The sequence below is a fragment of the Sphingobacterium paramultivorum genome (assembly GCF_014109745.1).
In the GTDB taxonomy this organism is placed as follows: domain Bacteria; phylum Bacteroidota; class Bacteroidia; order Sphingobacteriales; family Sphingobacteriaceae; genus Sphingobacterium; species Sphingobacterium paramultivorum.
Window position 1 is genome coordinate 6,032,512 of record NZ_CP058555.1, and the last position, 15,646, is coordinate 6,048,157.

At 37.5% G+C, this 15,646-nt stretch carries 18 protein-coding genes and 2 tRNA genes; 8 read left to right on the plus strand and 12 right to left on the minus strand.

Annotation, left to right across the window (positions count from 1 at the left end; translation table 11 throughout):
• Positions 1 to 77: 77 nt before the first annotated feature.
• Positions 78 to 2,024: a M1 family metallopeptidase gene (locus HS960_RS25000; protein WP_227550236.1), complete on the minus strand. Its 1,947-nt coding sequence runs from the start codon at positions 2,022 to 2,024 to the stop codon at positions 78 to 80.
• A gap of 169 nt (positions 2,025 to 2,193) precedes the next feature.
• A complete protein-coding gene (locus HS960_RS25005; protein WP_153846852.1) occupies positions 2,194 to 2,541 on the minus strand; it encodes an ArsC family reductase in 348 nt (115 codons plus the stop codon).
• 325 nt (positions 2,542 to 2,866) lie between these two features.
• Between HS960_RS25005 and fbaA the strand changes: the two genes are divergently transcribed.
• From fbaA to HS960_RS25020, 3 genes are all read left to right on the plus strand, one after another.
• Positions 2,867 to 3,946, plus strand: a complete 1,080-nt coding sequence (gene fbaA / locus HS960_RS25010; protein WP_153846853.1) for a class II fructose-bisphosphate aldolase — start codon at positions 2,867 to 2,869, stop codon at positions 3,944 to 3,946.
• A 135-nt stretch (positions 3,947 to 4,081) separates the two neighbouring features.
• Entirely contained in the window at positions 4,082 to 4,756 is a 675-nt protein-coding gene (locus HS960_RS25015; protein WP_153846854.1) for a head GIN domain-containing protein, read from the plus strand.
• A gap of 234 nt (positions 4,757 to 4,990) precedes the next feature.
• Positions 4,991 to 5,659, plus strand: a complete 669-nt coding sequence (locus HS960_RS25020; RefSeq protein ID WP_227550237.1) for a sterol desaturase family protein — start codon at positions 4,991 to 4,993, stop codon at positions 5,657 to 5,659.
• 109 nt (positions 5,660 to 5,768) lie between these two features.
• Here the strand turns inward: HS960_RS25020 and HS960_RS25025 are convergent, their stop codons facing one another.
• A complete protein-coding gene (locus HS960_RS25025) occupies positions 5,769 to 6,182 on the minus strand; it encodes a group III truncated hemoglobin (protein WP_228280120.1) in 414 nt (137 codons plus the stop codon).
• A 167-nt stretch (positions 6,183 to 6,349) separates the two neighbouring features.
• On the opposite strand from HS960_RS25025, the gene HS960_RS25030 reads away from it, so the two are divergent.
• Positions 6,350 to 6,916, plus strand: coding sequence for a hypothetical protein (locus HS960_RS25030; RefSeq protein ID WP_153846855.1), 567 nt, complete (start codon positions 6,350 to 6,352; stop codon positions 6,914 to 6,916).
• A gap of 186 nt (positions 6,917 to 7,102) precedes the next feature.
• Here HS960_RS25030 and HS960_RS25035 read toward each other — a convergent pair whose 3' ends face one another.
• Complete coding sequence (locus HS960_RS25035; protein WP_153846856.1) at positions 7,103 to 7,579, minus strand: ExbD/TolR family protein; 477 nt, start codon at positions 7,577 to 7,579, stop codon at positions 7,103 to 7,105.
• A 383-nt stretch (positions 7,580 to 7,962) separates the two neighbouring features.
• The gene (locus HS960_RS25040) at positions 7,963 to 8,505 is read right to left on the minus strand and encodes a hypothetical protein (protein ID WP_153846857.1); all 543 of its coding nucleotides are present in this window, start codon (positions 8,503 to 8,505) and stop codon (positions 7,963 to 7,965) included.
• Positions 8,506 to 8,679: 174 nt separating this feature from the next.
• Here HS960_RS25040 and HS960_RS25045 point away from each other — a divergent pair, with 174 nt between their 5' ends.
• Positions 8,680 to 9,570: a winged helix-turn-helix domain-containing protein gene (locus HS960_RS25045; RefSeq protein WP_153846858.1), complete on the plus strand. Its 891-nt coding sequence runs from the start codon at positions 8,680 to 8,682 to the stop codon at positions 9,568 to 9,570.
• 65 nt (positions 9,571 to 9,635) lie between these two features.
• Here the strand turns inward: HS960_RS25045 and HS960_RS25050 are convergent.
• The 6 genes from HS960_RS25050 to HS960_RS25075 all read right to left on the minus strand — a co-directional run bounded on the left by HS960_RS25050 (position 9,636) and on the right by HS960_RS25075 (position 13,306).
• A tRNA-Ser gene (locus tag HS960_RS25050) sits at positions 9,636 to 9,720 on the minus strand.
• Positions 9,721 to 9,998: 278 nt separating this feature from the next.
• Entirely contained in the window at positions 9,999 to 10,595 is a 597-nt protein-coding gene (locus HS960_RS25055; protein WP_153846859.1) for a hypothetical protein, read from the minus strand.
• Positions 10,582 to 11,076 (minus strand): RNA polymerase sigma factor, encoded by a 495-nt coding sequence (locus HS960_RS25060; protein ID WP_153846860.1) that lies wholly within the window; start codon positions 11,074 to 11,076, stop codon positions 10,582 to 10,584. Before HS960_RS25060 ends, HS960_RS25055 begins: the two co-directional genes overlap by 14 nt.
• Positions 11,077 to 11,080: 4 nt before the next feature.
• On the minus strand, positions 11,081 to 11,977 hold the full coding sequence (locus tag HS960_RS25065) for an alpha/beta fold hydrolase (RefSeq protein ID WP_153846861.1): 897 nt from the start codon (positions 11,975 to 11,977) through the stop codon (positions 11,081 to 11,083).
• 264 nt (positions 11,978 to 12,241) lie between these two features.
• Positions 12,242 to 12,326, minus strand: a tRNA-Ser gene (locus tag HS960_RS25070).
• Positions 12,327 to 12,421: 95 nt separating this feature from the next.
• Positions 12,422 to 13,306 (minus strand): bestrophin family protein, encoded by an 885-nt coding sequence (locus HS960_RS25075; RefSeq protein WP_153846862.1) that lies wholly within the window; start codon positions 13,304 to 13,306, stop codon positions 12,422 to 12,424.
• Between the two features lie 67 nt (positions 13,307 to 13,373).
• Between HS960_RS25075 and HS960_RS25080 the strand changes: the two genes are divergently transcribed.
• The 3 genes from HS960_RS25080 to trxA are packed head-to-tail and all read left to right on the plus strand — an operon-like array spanning position 13,374 to position 15,258.
• On the plus strand, positions 13,374 to 14,222 hold the full coding sequence (locus tag HS960_RS25080; protein WP_182330792.1) for a glycoside hydrolase family 25 protein: 849 nt from the start codon (positions 13,374 to 13,376) through the stop codon (positions 14,220 to 14,222).
• 8 nt (positions 14,223 to 14,230) lie between these two features.
• A complete protein-coding gene (locus tag HS960_RS25085; protein ID WP_153846863.1) occupies positions 14,231 to 14,962 on the plus strand; it encodes a rhodanese-like domain-containing protein in 732 nt (243 codons plus the stop codon).
• Complete coding sequence (gene trxA / locus HS960_RS25090) at positions 14,962 to 15,258, plus strand: thioredoxin (RefSeq protein WP_153846864.1); 297 nt, start codon at positions 14,962 to 14,964, stop codon at positions 15,256 to 15,258. Before HS960_RS25085 ends, trxA begins: the two co-directional genes overlap by 1 nt.
• 87 nt (positions 15,259 to 15,345) lie before the next feature.
• Here the strand turns inward: trxA and HS960_RS25095 are convergent, their stop codons facing one another.
• A complete protein-coding gene (locus HS960_RS25095) occupies positions 15,346 to 15,507 on the minus strand; it encodes a hypothetical protein (RefSeq protein WP_167450446.1) in 162 nt (53 codons plus the stop codon).
• Positions 15,508 to 15,646 lie beyond the last annotated feature (139 nt).

Sequence of the window (15,646 nt, forward strand, 5' to 3'; positions counted from 1 at the left end):
GTATTTGCCGTTTTGTTTACGCCGTACCTTCATGATTGTTCTCTAGCCAAAAATAACGAATAGATTTTGAAAATATGCTAATTTGCTTTCCACGAATTATTGTCTGGGTTCTTGTCCGGCATGACCATGTCCGGATCTAACTGTACAGATTGCAGTGGCTCTGTGGTCGGTATTTTAAATTGCCATACGTCGTTTCTTTCCCAGATTTCCACTGGTAGTTTTTTTCGAATCTTCTTGCCCGATACGGTTGTAGCTTCAACAATAACTGGCATCGGTAATTTTTCAAGGTTTTCTACGGTGACAAGTGCGCCAAATTTTGGCTCGTTGTTGACATAGGATACCGATTTTATACCTTGGTCCATTTGCCAGTTGTTGACAAACCACCCGCGCCAGAACCAGTTTAGGTTTTCTCCAGCACCATTTTCAATAGCTTTGAAGAAATCCTCCGGAGTAGGGTGTTTGTAAGCCCATTCTTGGATATACTTTTTAAAGGCGTAATCGAAGCGCTCAGGACCGATGATTTCGTTTCGCAATAATTTCAGTCCATAAGCGGGCTTATAGTAGACCAAAGCACCAATATTACGTTCTTTCATGTTTTGCGGGGTACTCATGATCGGTTCAAGATTACGGGCAGTAAAGATGTAGGATCTGCTCGCCTGATTACGATAATATTCGCCATTGTTGAATTCCTTTGTTGCGAGTTCGTTAATAAATGTATTGAACCCTTCATCCATCCAGCCATGTTCACGTTCGTTGGATGCGACAATCATTGGAAACCAATTGTGACCAAACTCGTGGTTGGTAACACCCCAAAGTGAGCCTGCTTTGGCCTGATTGCCACAGAACGACAAGGCTGGATATTCCATTCCACCGACATTGGAGGCCACATTCACTGCTACAGGGTAAGGATATTCAAACCAGCTTTTTGAATAGATTTCAATTGCAGCTTTCGTATATTCTGTCGAGCGTTCCCAGGCATTGTTACTGTTACTTTCAATTGGATAGGCTGACAAAGCGAGGGATTTTTTTCCACTAGGTAGATTGATCTTCGCGCCATCTAATATAAATGCCGTAGAGGACGCCCAGGCAATGTCTTGCGCATTATTAAGTTGATATTTCCAGGTTAAGGTTTTCTTGTCGGGCCTGGAGTTTTTTGCGTTAACTTCTTCGGCGGAGCGGATGATCACGGTTTCGTCGCTGCGTTGTGCCTGTTGATATCGCTTGAGTTGTTCAGCTGTAAATACTTCTTGGGGGTTTAACAATTCGCCACCCAATACAACCATGTGGTTTGCCGGGGTAGTGATCTCAACCTGGTAATTTCCGAATTCACGATAGAACTCTCCCGGTCCTGTATAGGGAAGCGTATTCCAACCTCTAATGTCGTCATAGACACACAGTCTTGGGAACCATTGTGCAATGGCATAGATTTTTCCGTTTTTTGTGTCAAGTATACCTGTTCGGTCCGCACCATATTTAGGAACGGTATATTGGTATTTAATCTTAAAAGTTATTTTGCCGCCCTTGCTTTTTAATGCCGCAGGAAGTCGAAGCTGCATGCGGGTATCGTCAATAATATGTTCGATGGTATTCCCGTTTACATCCGTAACAGATTGTATCTGATATCCACCATCAAAAGTTGAGTTACCATCACCGTAACGGCTGTTTGTCAAGGGGGAGATCAATTGACCACGGCCATGTTGTGAAAACATATTTTGATCTAATTGTAACCACAGATAGTTCATATTGTCAGGACTATTGTTGCTATAGGTAATCTCGACAGATCCTGTAATTTGATCATTTTGATCGTTCAGGGAAGCCTGAATTTTATAGTCGGCTGCATTTTGCCAGTAAGCAGGGCCCGGTTTTCCGGCTGCGGAACGATATTCATTGCCATTATTTTTAAAAAACAAGGGTGCAAAGGCCTCTGTATAGCTGTAATTGGATGTTTTCTCCTGTGCAAAGGCCGGATAAGCATAGCTCAACGCAACAAGGCTTAAAGAAGCCAGTGCAATTCTTTTCATCATACGTCTACTTAAATTATGTTTATTTGCTCCAATATACAATGAAAAGTACATTGAGCCAAAAAAAACGCAAACGACGTTTCATAATATAAGGGATAAAAAGGGGCCTTAAAGGTTTATTTTGGATAATTGGAGGCTTTTTAGAACCTCCATTCCGGGAAGCTTTGTGGAACTATTTTAAATTTGTTACGTACTCTGCTTCATTAAAACCGAGTAATATACCTTTGTTGTATTCAATAACAGGACGTTTAATCATGCTTGTATTTTCCTGAAGTACTTTATTGGCACTATCACTGTCAATGACTTGCTCTTGAGTTTCTGGAGATAACTTTTTCCATGTGGTTCCCTTTTTATTCACTAGAGCCTGCCAGTCTACCTGTGTTTCCCATTCTTTTAATTTATCTACACTGACGCCTTCTTTTTTGAAGTCATGAAATTGAAAGGGAACATTATTGTCTTCCAACCATGTAAGTGCTTTTTTTACTGTGTTACAATTTTTGATACCGTATACCTGTAGCATAATAGTGACAATTTGGTGAATCCAAATTTAATCAATCCCGATACAATTTTTAAAATAATTCATATTTCTGAATATTTCTATGGTGTCTTTTCTGTGATTTAAGGATAATTGTGGATATTTTGTTGTCAATGCCATTGAAAAAGGAGTAACTGGAAAGTTCCTATTCAATTGAACAGTCGGGGTTTTATGATTTGTTAAGATTCTATATCCGATGTGAATTGATAGTGTATTTAGTACACTGTAAAAATTAGGAAGTAATAATAATTTTTAATAATTTAGTAGCTTCAAGTTTAATGAAAGATTAAAATAAATCAATAACAGAAATATGAGCCTAAAAGATTTTAAAGGTGTATTGACAGGAGATCAAGTACAAGAGTTGTTTGAGGTTGCGAAGAAACATAAGTTTGCTTTGCCTGCGGTAAACATTATCGGAACAAACTCTATCAATGCGGTTATGGAAACTGCGAAAGCAGTAAATTCTCCTGTAATTATTCAATTGTCAAATGGTGGAGCGCAATTCTACGCTGGTAAAACCTTAAACAACGATAATTTACAAGCTTGCGTATTGGGAGCGGTATCTGCAGCACAACATGTTCATTTATTAGCTGAGCATTATGGTGTAGCAGTTATTCTGCATACAGATCACGCAGCTAAGAAACTTTTACCTTGGATCGACGGTTTGTTGGACGCTGGCGAGAAATTCTTTGCGCAACACGGAAAACCATTGTTCTCTTCTCACATGTTGGATTTATCGGAAGAGCCAATTGAAGAAAATATTGAAATTTCAGCTAAATACTTAGCGCGTATGAAACCACTTGGTATGACTGTGGAGATCGAGCTGGGTGTTACAGGTGGTGAAGAAGACGGTGTTGACAACTCGGATGTAGATAGTTCAAAACTGTATACCCAACCGGAAGAAGTTGCCTATGCTTTTGAAGAATTATCTAAAGTATCTGACAAATTTACAGTGGCAGCTGCATTTGGTAATGTTCATGGTGTTTACAAACCAGGTAATGTGAAATTGCAACCAGTTATATTACATAATTCACAAGAATATATTCGTGAGAAATATAATCTTACTGCTGAAAAGCCAGTAAACTTCGTATTCCACGGTGGTTCTGGTTCTTCTCCTGAAGAAATTGCAGAAGCGATTTCATATGGCGCGATCAAAATGAACATTGATACGGATATGCAATGGGCGTTCTGGGATGGTGTAAGAGCTTATGAAGCGAAAAACCATGATTATTTGCAAGGTCAAATCGGTAACCCAGAAGGAACTGATTCTCCAAATAAAAAATATTATGATCCACGCGTTTGGTTACGTAAAGGTGAAGAAACATTTGTTGCTCGTCTGAAAGAAGCGTTCGCTGATTTGAATGCAGTAGACGTTAATAGCAAACTATAAGCATAGGCTGAAAAAATAGATCATAAAGGCGCCCTATCTAAGGGCGCCTTTTTTATGTCAAAATAGGTTAAAAATATTGTTCTTAATAGGAATTGGCTTATTTTTTGACGAACAACAATAAAAAGTCAAGTAAATATGAAATTTTTAGGAGTCAGTGTAATTCTTTTATTAATTGCCCAAATGGGGTTTGGGCAGGTGAAGCAAAATGTTGGCGATTTTTCTTCGGTTGTAGCGACGGACAAGATTCAGGTGGAGTTGATTAAGTCGGACGAGTCCTTAGTGACGTTTGAAGGACAGAATCACGAGAATGTTAAGGTGGTCAACACAAATGGATCCTTGGTTTTGAAAATGAATACGTTGAATATGCTGCAGGGGGGGGATATCTCTGTGAAGGTATATTACAAGAGTTTAAACAATGTGGAAGCAAAAAAAGGAGCTAAGGTATTTGCAACTACAAATAATCCAGTTGCTGTTGACCACTTAAAAGTATATGCTTCAGAAGGTGGCCTGGTTGATCTCTATACAGCGGTAAAAACAGCTGAAATAAAAGTGACCTCAGGTGCCACAATCGCTTTGTATGGAAAAGCAAACAGACAGGAGATCATTTCGAATTTTGGTGGCAAATATGAAGGTAAAGACTTTAAGACAGCCACAACGGTAGTTACTGTCAATGGCGGGGGAAAAGCGGATGTTTTTGCAACTGATTCCATCGAAACCAAAACACGTGGTGGCGGTGTGATTGATGTTTATGGAAAACCAGAACAACGTGTAGAAAAGAAAATGGCCGGTGGAACAGTCAACTTTAAATAAGCAAACTGTCTTGGATTTGTCAATTTTCTCGTGCTGAGATTTTAGTTGATTAAAGCGAAAAAGAGTGAAATTTAGGGTAATAGATGCAATAAAAAGGGTTTAGCTTAATTGGGGTAATGATTGTTGTTTAACCTTTTTATTAAAAAGGTCAGTTATTTTGTTTTTCTCATCAGAAACCTTCTTCATTTGTGCTTAAAATACTTATTTTTGTGAGGGAATAATAAAAATAGTATTATGGCAAAGCGTAATTATGTTTCAAATTCTACGGAATCTACGCGCATGTTCAACAATGACTTTTTAGAGTCTTTGACGAAAGTGCATTGGAGTGTACCTTTGATTTTCTATGTACCCGTGGTTGTTTTCTTTTCGTATAAAGCGCTAGTTTGGGGAGAGATTTCCTTTTTAACATACATTGGGTATTTTATTTTTGGTTTAGCTTTTTGGACTGCTTTTGAATATGCATTACATCGTTGGGTATTTCATTTTCACCCGACAACGGAATGGGGAAAGCGCATCGCTTTTATTTTCCATGGTGTGCATCATGATTACCCAAGAGACCGTATGCGTTTGGTGATGCCATTGTCAGCGAGTATTCCACTAGCTCTTTTGGTGTATCTTGGTTTTACATTGTTTTTTTCAAATGAGTTTATCTTAGCCTGCTTCTTCTCAGGTTTTATGGTGGGGTATTTGATCTATGATGAATGTCATTATGCAATGCACCATGCTAATTTTAAAAGCGGTATTTTCAAACGGATCAAACAGCACCATATGTTGCACCATTATTCGGATCCAGAAAAAGGTTTTGGAGTAAGTTCTTCCTTATGGGATGAAATTTTACGCTCAGGTTTTGAAGAAAAGGAACCGAAAAAAGATTCTACTTCCTTAAAAGAAGAAAAAGCATAAATTGAATCACATCAACTAAAAAAGCCCTGGAAATTTCCAAGGGCTTTTTTTATGGATTAATTTTTCTTTTTATTTAACAATGCTATCAAGTGGGCTTTGTAGGCTAACTTTAGATCAATGGTTTCTTGTTGGGGTTTGCATGTAAGTATTCCAGTTTGAACTGAAACATTTGTGCCATTTTCTGCGCACGCCATTTGGCTTCTTCGGCCTTTTGTCCACTGTATAGGCGATCTACTGTTGCTTCGAATAATTTGAGCCATTGACCAAAATGTTGCGCATCAATGGGCAAGTTAATATGGGGTGGAAAGGGGCTGCCAAAATAGCTATGTTCATCCAGTAGGATAGTCTGCCAAAAACTATACATCTTTTCAAGATGTATAGTCCAATTGTCTTGGATTCGTTCTTTAAAAATAGGTCCGAGCAAAGTGTCGTTACGTATCGTCGTATAGAATTGATCTACTAATACTTTAATATCATCGAGTGTTTGAATATCCTGTTTCATCGGCGTATGATCTAAGCTCATGAATAAAGACCTATAGCTGGATCAGAAACTTCTTCATGATGTTTGTCTGGATTAAATGTAGTGACATTTATAGAGAATCGCATCACTTGGATGTAAAGATGTCTCGTTGAAATATTGTAATTCTCTTTTATTGTCAGTAAATTGACTCAATACTAAGGGAAAAACATATGGGAAAATACGTTCTTTTAATCCTATTATCGATGGGATTTTATGCTGCTGAGGCGCAGGTTACAACAATTTCGATCAATAAGGAAAATTTTCAATCTTCTGGTTTTCCATTTAAGGGGAAGCGTGTGTTACAAGTGGAACGCATTCAAACTCCAAAAGAAGATAATTATATTGTGTTTTCAAAAGAGGAACGGGGTGCCGATCCCGACAAACTTTATGTACAACAATTTCAGCAGATAGACGGAATGTGGCAGCTTGTGGCTGATGAATCCATATCCGAAGAAGGGATCGTTACGTCGGTTTGGGAATCTCGAAAGGCATTTTTTGATGCGGATAGGGATGGTAAATTGGATGCATTATTTATCTATTCAAGGCATCCAAAGGATGACCTAAAAAAGCAGCTAAGCTGTATTGGACTAGTTCTTTATAAAAATAAGTTTTACCGTCTCCGTGCGGAGGAAGCAGATGGTTATGGTCAGACAACGTTTTCAGACAATTATGCGTCCCTACCGGTTGAGGTAAAAGAGAATGTGGAACGTTATTGGAACAATCTGGATAAAAGATAATTTACGGTACGGATCTGGAATCTACCGAAAGATCGATCATACGACCTTTCGGTAAACTTGTTATTGTCTATTTCATCAGATAGAAAGCATTTCCACGTTTTTTGATGATATTAATTGATTTTACCTATAAAAGGCTCGTTCAATAGGTTGACTCAATGCATGGATAGGATATCGATCAAATCAATGTTACTGGAGTGCAGCGAGCAATTGCTTTTCTTCTTCGATTTGCGTTTTACTGATCACGTAACGTGCGATATGCTGGCCCTTCAATTGATCTATCGTCTGAATAACATCTTTTGTGCGCGCTTCTTTGCTAGGCTTAATCAATACAATCATGTCCTTTGTATTGGGCATGGTGCTTATCTTAGCTTTTAACTGTGCAATAACGGCTGGGAGCCCTTTCTCGATATCTACCGGTACTTTTGAAGAGCTGATCGGTTTTTTGAAATCCCCATGATACCACATGAATTTTCCTTCGCCTAGAATAAGAGTCGCCGTGCGGTTTTCATCAATAAGAACCGAACTTTCTACATCTGATTTAATTTTGTCTGGCATGGCGATATCCATTGCAGAAGGTTTATTTAATGTTGTGGTCAACATAAAGAATGTAATGAGAAGAAATGCGAGGTCTACCATGGCTGTTAAATCTACTTTAGGAGCCATTTTTCTGCTTCTTATTTTTTTTTTTTTTCCGTTTCTTGCGTTTTTTGATTTAATTCTGCCATGATCGTCATCTTTAGGTTAACACTTTGTTGTTACTCATTATTATGATGACAGAGAAGAATGGATTCCACAGTATTTTTTTTAAAAACTGAGGTTTTTCTCAAGTACTTTCTGTATTTTTTTTTCTTAATTGTTGATAATCAGTTTTTTTTTATGCTATGTTCTAGTTTGTTCGTTTTTGATCCGATTTGACCAATTCACTTGTTATTTTGTCCTTTCAATCAATTTAGGACGCTTGCTAGGCTGTCGAAATTTTTCTAGTGGTTTGCAAAAAAGCCCCTCAATGCTGAAAGGCTTTTCTTGCGGAGTGGTAGGAAGGTTACTCAGCAACCGCCTTGGTTAGGGATGCGTTTATAAATTATTTTGTTAGCTTTTTGTACATAGTTGCCCGCTACTATTGGATACGAATACTTAGGTGCGTACATGACGGTACGACCCCTTATCGTTATTTTGTCGTTTACTTTCAGACTTTTCAATTGTTGAAATTCATTAGAATTTTCCAGACCAAAACTTAGAATATAGTCTTCACGATTAATCCTAACCATCACTCCAAAACCTAACTGTGCACCTAGTGGAAGATAAAGAGAAGTTACAACCGCCTCTATGTTGGCAGAATTCTTTATTTGATTCTTTATTTTCGCAGCATTGTCAAGTACTTTTATACCTTCGGGAGATTCTTGCCATTTTTTGAACTTTATACCATTGGGGCTCGCTTCCCATTTATTCATTTCGGCGGTCATTTCAGTAGGAGTGTGTGAATTCGGGGCCGTTTTTTTAAAGGTTTCATTTTTGATTTCGCGATTGGCAAAGGCCAAGCCGCTTCCTATAGCGAGCGGTAAAACCAATACGTAGATAATTTTTTTCATATTTTTAAAAGTTTAATGAACATTAGATTTATCCCAGTAAATTAGAGCCGTTCAAACTTTTTTTCTCTCGTATCTTTTTTAGAGTGATGTAACAAAAATACTTTGATGATACTTATATAGAGGGATTTAGATTGTAAATAGTGATGTAATCTTTGTAAATAAATTGTAAATCGTATGTCTGAAAGCCGAAATATTTTCTCAGGGAACCGCAAGTACTTGTATGGCGGCATAATACTCTTGTTTATTGCGATGGCCTTTGTTGCTTTTGATATGACTGGCACAGACGATTTTGATAGCGCTAGGAGAGAAGTTTTGCTTAGGAGGGTAGGAGATGAACTGCTTACGCAGTCTGGAGACAGTAGATCAAGGGTACTTCCGATAGAAAAGATTCAAGAAAATGAATATCAGATCAGGTTTGAGAATGAAATCACCTTTAAACCAGACTCACTGGTGAGTGTTATTCAGCGCCTGTTGGTCAATGATCCTCTTGCCCGTGATTATGTCGTTAACGTCCTCAACTGTGGCAATTCGAGTGTAGCTTATGGATATGCTATTTCCCATAATAAAAAAGATGATATTATTGCTTGTAGAGGTAGAGTGCAACCTAAAGGATGTTACATGATCAATATTAAATTTAAACCTAGCGGGATAAATACAGCAGCGAATAGCTATTTTCTTGGTATCCTGTTGTTTTTAGCATTTGCTGGATTCTTTTTTTGGAAATCGGATCGGAGGCGAAGCGCTGTGTTAGACGATCAAAATAACAGTATTTTAACCTTTGGGGCCGTTTTGTTTAATCCGCAGGAGCGAGAAATGGTCATTAATGAAAATACCATAGATCTCACTGGAACGGAAACCCGTCTGTTGCATATTTTCGCCTTGTCTCCTAACCAAACGATAGCGCGAACACGGCTGCAAAAAGAAATTTGGGAAGATGAGGGGATTATTGTTGGGCGCAGTTTAGATATGTTTATATCAAAACTTAGAAAAAAATTGGAGTTTGATCCGAATATCAAAATTACGGTTATACGTGGTAAAGGATATAAACTTGAGGTAAGTTCTTAAGAAGAGTAAGGGAATAAATTGGGCTAAAAAGCAAAAAGCCTTTCATTTCTGAAAGGCTTTTTCTGCGGAGAGTGAGGGATTCGAACCCCCGAACCTGTGACAGTTAACGGTTTTCAAGACCGCCGCATTCGACCACTCTGCCAACTCTCCGCGACAAAAGTAGAAATTTTGGGTAGAATTACAAAACTTATTTTACATTTTTCTTTGTTTAAAAGCAGTTTTAGCACTCTTAAATAGAAATGTAGTTGAATACCAGTTGGTTATTTTTAAGGGGTAACCCACTTTTCGATGTCATATTGGAGATAGCGGGCTCTGCCGTGGACGATATGTTCGCTTTAGATGTGATCATAATCTTGTTTTAGCTTATTTATTGCAATTAAAAATGTAACCATGAATGTATTTTTTAGGAGCATATATAATCCGATTTTTCAATTCCCGAACTGTCGTTCTAACTCCTGTAATTCAAAAATAACTTCGTTGATTGATCGATCAATTTTAGCGAGTTGTCTTTTGCCCAGATAAAAGTAGGAAAATAGAATCCAGCTATAGGTTGGAAGGTAAGTCAGTAAATAATAGTGGAAACTAGCACCCGCTAGGATTTCCCGAAGATAGATCGAGATCGCTATACCGAGAAGTAGATGATAAATCGGCATGTTCCAATGAATTCTTTTCTTTCGAAAGGAATCAAACTGTTGCCACTGTTGTAAATGTTTAGTAGGTAAAGCTACTTCGTTGATCTTTTTGACTTTACGTGCAGTAGTCAACATTAAGTATGCCTGTATAAAACAAAGGAAGGATACGATAAACATCGATGTGTACAATGCGAGCGTTTTATGCCTAAAATCAAGGAAATATGCCAGAGTAAGAATAATTAATCCTGTTGCAAGCAATAAAACAGCACCGGCTATTTCTTTCCTTATTAATTCTTGACGAAAGTTTTTGGCCTTATTCAGGTGTTTTGGGGACAAGATATTTTGTTTGCTATCCTGTTTCCAAAGATGTTGTAAATCGTTAAAGTCTTGCATATTTATGGAAAATTTCGGTTAATTCCTTTTTAATTCTATGGATTTTTACACGGAGATTATTCTCTGTAATTCCCGTAATTTCTGCTATTTGCTCATAAGGTTTTTCATCTAATACCAATGTGATCAGTACTCTATCAGCTTCTTTTAGCTTGCTGATACATTTGTACAGCAGATCAATCTGCTGTATTTTTTCATTCGATGAATCCTCTGGTATATCGATGCAGCTTGTGTCGGTTATTTTTTTTAAATGTTGATGTTTTTTTCGCATACTCGTCAAGCAATTATTGATCGCTATTCTGTAGATCCAGGTGCTTAATTTGGCATCGTTGCGAAAACTGTCGAGTTTTTTCCATACAGTAATGAAGGTCTCTTGGATTAAATCTTCTGCATTATCTCGGTCTCCGGTATAACTGAGGCATAACTTGCGGATGGCCGGCGCATATTCTTTGTAAATAATCTCAAAGTTTTCTTTGTTGGTCATCGGGTTATTTTAAAAATGTATCTAGTTCTTTAAAAAACCATATTGGCTGATCATACATAATAAAATGCTTACTGTTGGTATTGTGTAAAGTTAGCTTTTTCACATACTTATATTGTTCGGAAAGAATCTGTTGTGATTTTTCCAGCGTTTCGTACTTACTACCTAGTACCAAAACGGGGATGGTAATTTTAGCAAGATCCTGACGGATATCCGTCGTCATCATTTCATAAAAAGCAGATGCTAATGTAACTCTATCGCTCTGTACTTGCCATTCGGCTATTGTTTTGGCTTTTATAGAATCGGTTACCAGCTGTCGTGCTATATTGTTAGCATAGGCACTAAGTTGTTGGTCTCCCATCGAAGTAAATTGTGCGATAAGTGCATCTTTATCGACAAACTTTTTTACTTCCTCTACACTTGTATTTGGGTTCTGCATGCCCGGGTAGAACGGTACTCCGTCCACAACAATAACTTTTTGAAATAGCGAAGGTGCGGTGCTTGCGATCCAGAGACTCAAAAAGCCACCTAAACTATGACCTAGAAGAATCGGATTTTGCATTTTTTTTACCTCTGTATATGCTATGATTTCATTGCGCATAGTCTCAAGCAATGCTTCTTTAATAGCTGCTTGTCCTGCGAAGCCAGGAAGTGTAAGCACGTGACATTCGTATTTGTCTTTTAGGTGATTTACAGTTTCTGTCCATACGGTTCCACTACAGCTATATCCTGGAATAAGAATGATTGGTGTTCCTTTTCCATAGATACTGACCTGAAAATCATATTTTTTTTGTGCAAATACCGATCCGTAAATCATAAGTAAAAGTATTGAAATAGCGACTTTGGTGAAATGGCATAAATAGTTCGGTAGATCTTTATTGATACGAAGAACAATAGTTTTCATAAGAATTGAATTTAAAATTAGTAATTATGGTTTTCTAGAATATTCTGCTTATTAGATGTTATGAATTACAGATTATTACATAAAAGAATGAAAAAAGTGAAAAAGAGTGCATGTGGCAAAGAAGAGTTGTGTGAAATGTTGTTTTCTTGTAGGTAACGCTCTGATAATTCGAATGGAATGGTACTATAAGAAAATTGATCTTTTGATGGGGGAGAATAAAGGGGCAAAAGCAAAAAGCCTTTCATTTCTGAAAGGCTTTTTCTGCGGAGAGTGAGGGATTCGAACCCCCGAACCTGTGACAGTTAACGGTTTTCAAGACCGCCGCATTCGACCACTCTGCCAACTCTCCGCGACAAAAGTAGAAATTTCGAATAGATTTACAAAACTTATTTTCTATAGCTAGTCTTAGCGTTTGAAAATGAGCTAGATTGTTTTTAAAAAAGTCTATGCAGGGATAATCTCATGGCAGTGTTTCCTGATGTTGGCCGCAATTTTGTCGATCGGTAAATCGTCCTGGTCGATACCAAATGGCTCTTCAATGGACTCGCCAATTAACTCAAGAGATGCTAAAACATATAAGATGAATGGTACAGCAATCACAACAAAGTAACCGATGGAAAAAACGTAACCTACTGGAAGGGTCATGGTATAGAAGATAATGAACTTCTTGATAAATGCACTATATGCTAATGGTATTGGGGTGTTTTTAATACGCTCACAAGCTCCACAAACATGTGTCATGGTAATAATTTCCTCATTAAGGATAATAAGCTGATCGCCAGTTATAGTTCCTTCTTTATATAGATCATTGATTTTGTGGAAGATCATGGTAGAGACTTGGTTCGGACCATGTTTTTTATTATCCAAAGCCTTTAACTCAGGGTGTTCGTTTTCGTCGAGCATAAACTTGGTGTAATCCGATCTTAAAAAATCGTATAGTGTTTCTGCGAATAGGGGGATTGCCTTTCTGAAAAAACTACGATTCACTTTGTCATCTACATCCAGCATGGCATTTAGTTTGTACGAAAAGGCTCTACTAACATTGGTCAATGTACCCCATTGTTTTCTGGCTTCCCACCAGCGGTCATAGGCCGTGTTTGTTCGGAATACCAGTAAAAGCGATATAACAAAACCGAGTAGGTTGTGGACAATGGTAATGTTTTTGACCCAGCTCTTTTCATTTAGTTTGAGGTATTCCAATTCAAGAAAGGCAATCATCCAGGAATAAAACGCTATCAAAACAAGAAATGGCAGTAACTTTTTGAAGGTATCTGATTTATGCAACTTGAAAGTTGCCGAAAGCCAGTCTTTGGGGTTGTATACGATCATACACAAAAATATAAATTGTTGCGAAAATTTTGCGAGTTAATTGCTATTGCCGTAACTTCATCGTGCTATGGCACAACAGCGATCAAAAAGAAAGAAAACAAGTACAAAAGGAAGTCAAGTTAGTGGAACAAAGTGGATTTGGATGATAGCAGGAATGCTGGTGCTTTTCCTCTGTCTTGTTGTGTGGCATTATCGGGCTGGAATTATATACTATTTTCGCGTGGCTACCTCCAAAGACAAGTCTCTGACGAAGGAAGCTAAATATGATATTCGTAATATTGAGATTATGAGCAAGCACGATGATAAGGTGTTTGGCATAGACGTGTCTACCTATCAGGAAGAAATAGATTGGCAAAAGGTAAGCACAATCAATGATCATTTTCCGATAGATTTTGTGTTTATCAGGGCGACAATGGGTGAAAAAGGAATTGATGATAAGTTTAGTCGAAATTGGAGTAAAACGGAAAATAGGGCAGTTTTGAGAGGCGCCTACCATTATTTTAGACCCAGTGAGAACTCGGTCAAGCAAGCGAAGAATTTTATTCGGAAGGTTAAACTACAGTCTGGCGATCTTCCGCCGGTCTTGGATATTGAGGAGCATCCAAAACAACAATCTATGGATAGCTTGAAAGTTGGGCTAAAACGTTGGCTTGAAGAAGTCGAAGCCCACTACAAAGTAAAACCCATTCTTTACTCCGGAGATAAGTTTTATAGTGACTTTTTGGAAAAGGAATTTGCAGCTTATACGTTGTGGATTGCAAATTATAACTTTTGGGTTGAGAACCCCAAAGACCATTGGGCTTTTTGGCAATTTTCTGAAAAAGGTACTGTCAGAGGGATTCAGGGCAATGTGGACTTAAATATATACAATGGTAAAATTGAGGAATTGGAAAAGCTGCTTATTCCTTTTAAATAGTAAAATATATGCGTAGAGTTTTTATCACATTATGTGGGGTTTGTTTAGTACTGTTTAATGGTCAAATGCAATTACATGCGGAATCGAAGAGTCATCAGGTCGAGATGTCGCAACCCGCTTCAGATTTACCACGACTAACGTTGAAAGAATTTAAAAAATTGCGTCGTGAAACAGCTATCCAAGTTCTTGATACGCGACCTGGCGATATATTCCTACAAGGATTTGTACCTAAATCAATAAATATAGGCTTTAAAGGTCCTTTTGATCACTTTTTGGCGCACGTGTTTCCCAATAAAGCCCAAAAGCTTTTATTGATTACAGACATAGATAGTCAAGATACGGTTTATCATCATTTATTAAAGTTAGGTTATACCCATATTATTGGGGTTTTAGAAGGCGGCATTGAAACTTGGAAAAGTGGCGAAGATGTAGTCTCGTTGAGTAATATCAGTGCAGGGGAATTCATGAAAAGATCAGATCAAGGTCATATTGTGGATGTAAGAACAGATAAAGAATTTGGTAATGGACATATTGACAATGCAATGAATATTCCATTAACAGATTTCGTTAATTTTGGTTCTACGCTTAAAAAAGACAATCAACAGCTGTATGTACACTGTCAATCAGGTTATAGGAGTGCAGTAGCTGTATCTATTTTGAGTGCTAAAGGATTTAAACATATATGCAATATCCAAGGTGGGTATAAGGCATTGCAAGAAGAAGTAAAGGAGAATCAATAATGGCTACTTTTGACCAGATTATTCAATCAAATTCGCTGGTTTTGGTGGATTTTTTTGCGACGTGGTGCGGTCCCTGCCAGACTATGGCGCCGGTTTTACAGGATGTAAAGGAATTTTATCAAGATGATTTGTCTATCATTAAGATTGACGTGGATAAGAATCCAAAAATTGCTTCGATTTATAAGGTAAGTGGCGTGCCTACTTTCGTGTTGTTCAAAAATGGCCAACAGGTATGGCGACAAAGCGGAATGATTCCCAAGATGGAATTACATAAATTGATCGATCAAGTAAAGTAAAAAATAAGGCGTTCAATCAAATTGAACGCCTTATTTTTTAATGATACTCTGGTGTTTTAATAGGTAGTGTTATATCGCACTAAAATATTAAAATTCATCGTCATCATCGAAGTCATCCAATCCTCCAATCGAGTCGATTTCAGGTAAATCGAAATCATCATCGAAATCATCATCATCGTCATCAGGACCGTTGAAAGATGCGAATTTTACTTCTTCAAGATCTTCGTTAGCTAAAGTTGCCGTGTTCATAAAATAATACTTTATTGTTTCTTATTCAATGTTGTAAAATTAGAGAAGAAAACTATTTTTTAAAACTTTTTTTTAAAAAAATATTAAGCTTTATTTTTCTGTTAATCAGTATGTTGAATTGTATTTTGAAAATAAAAAT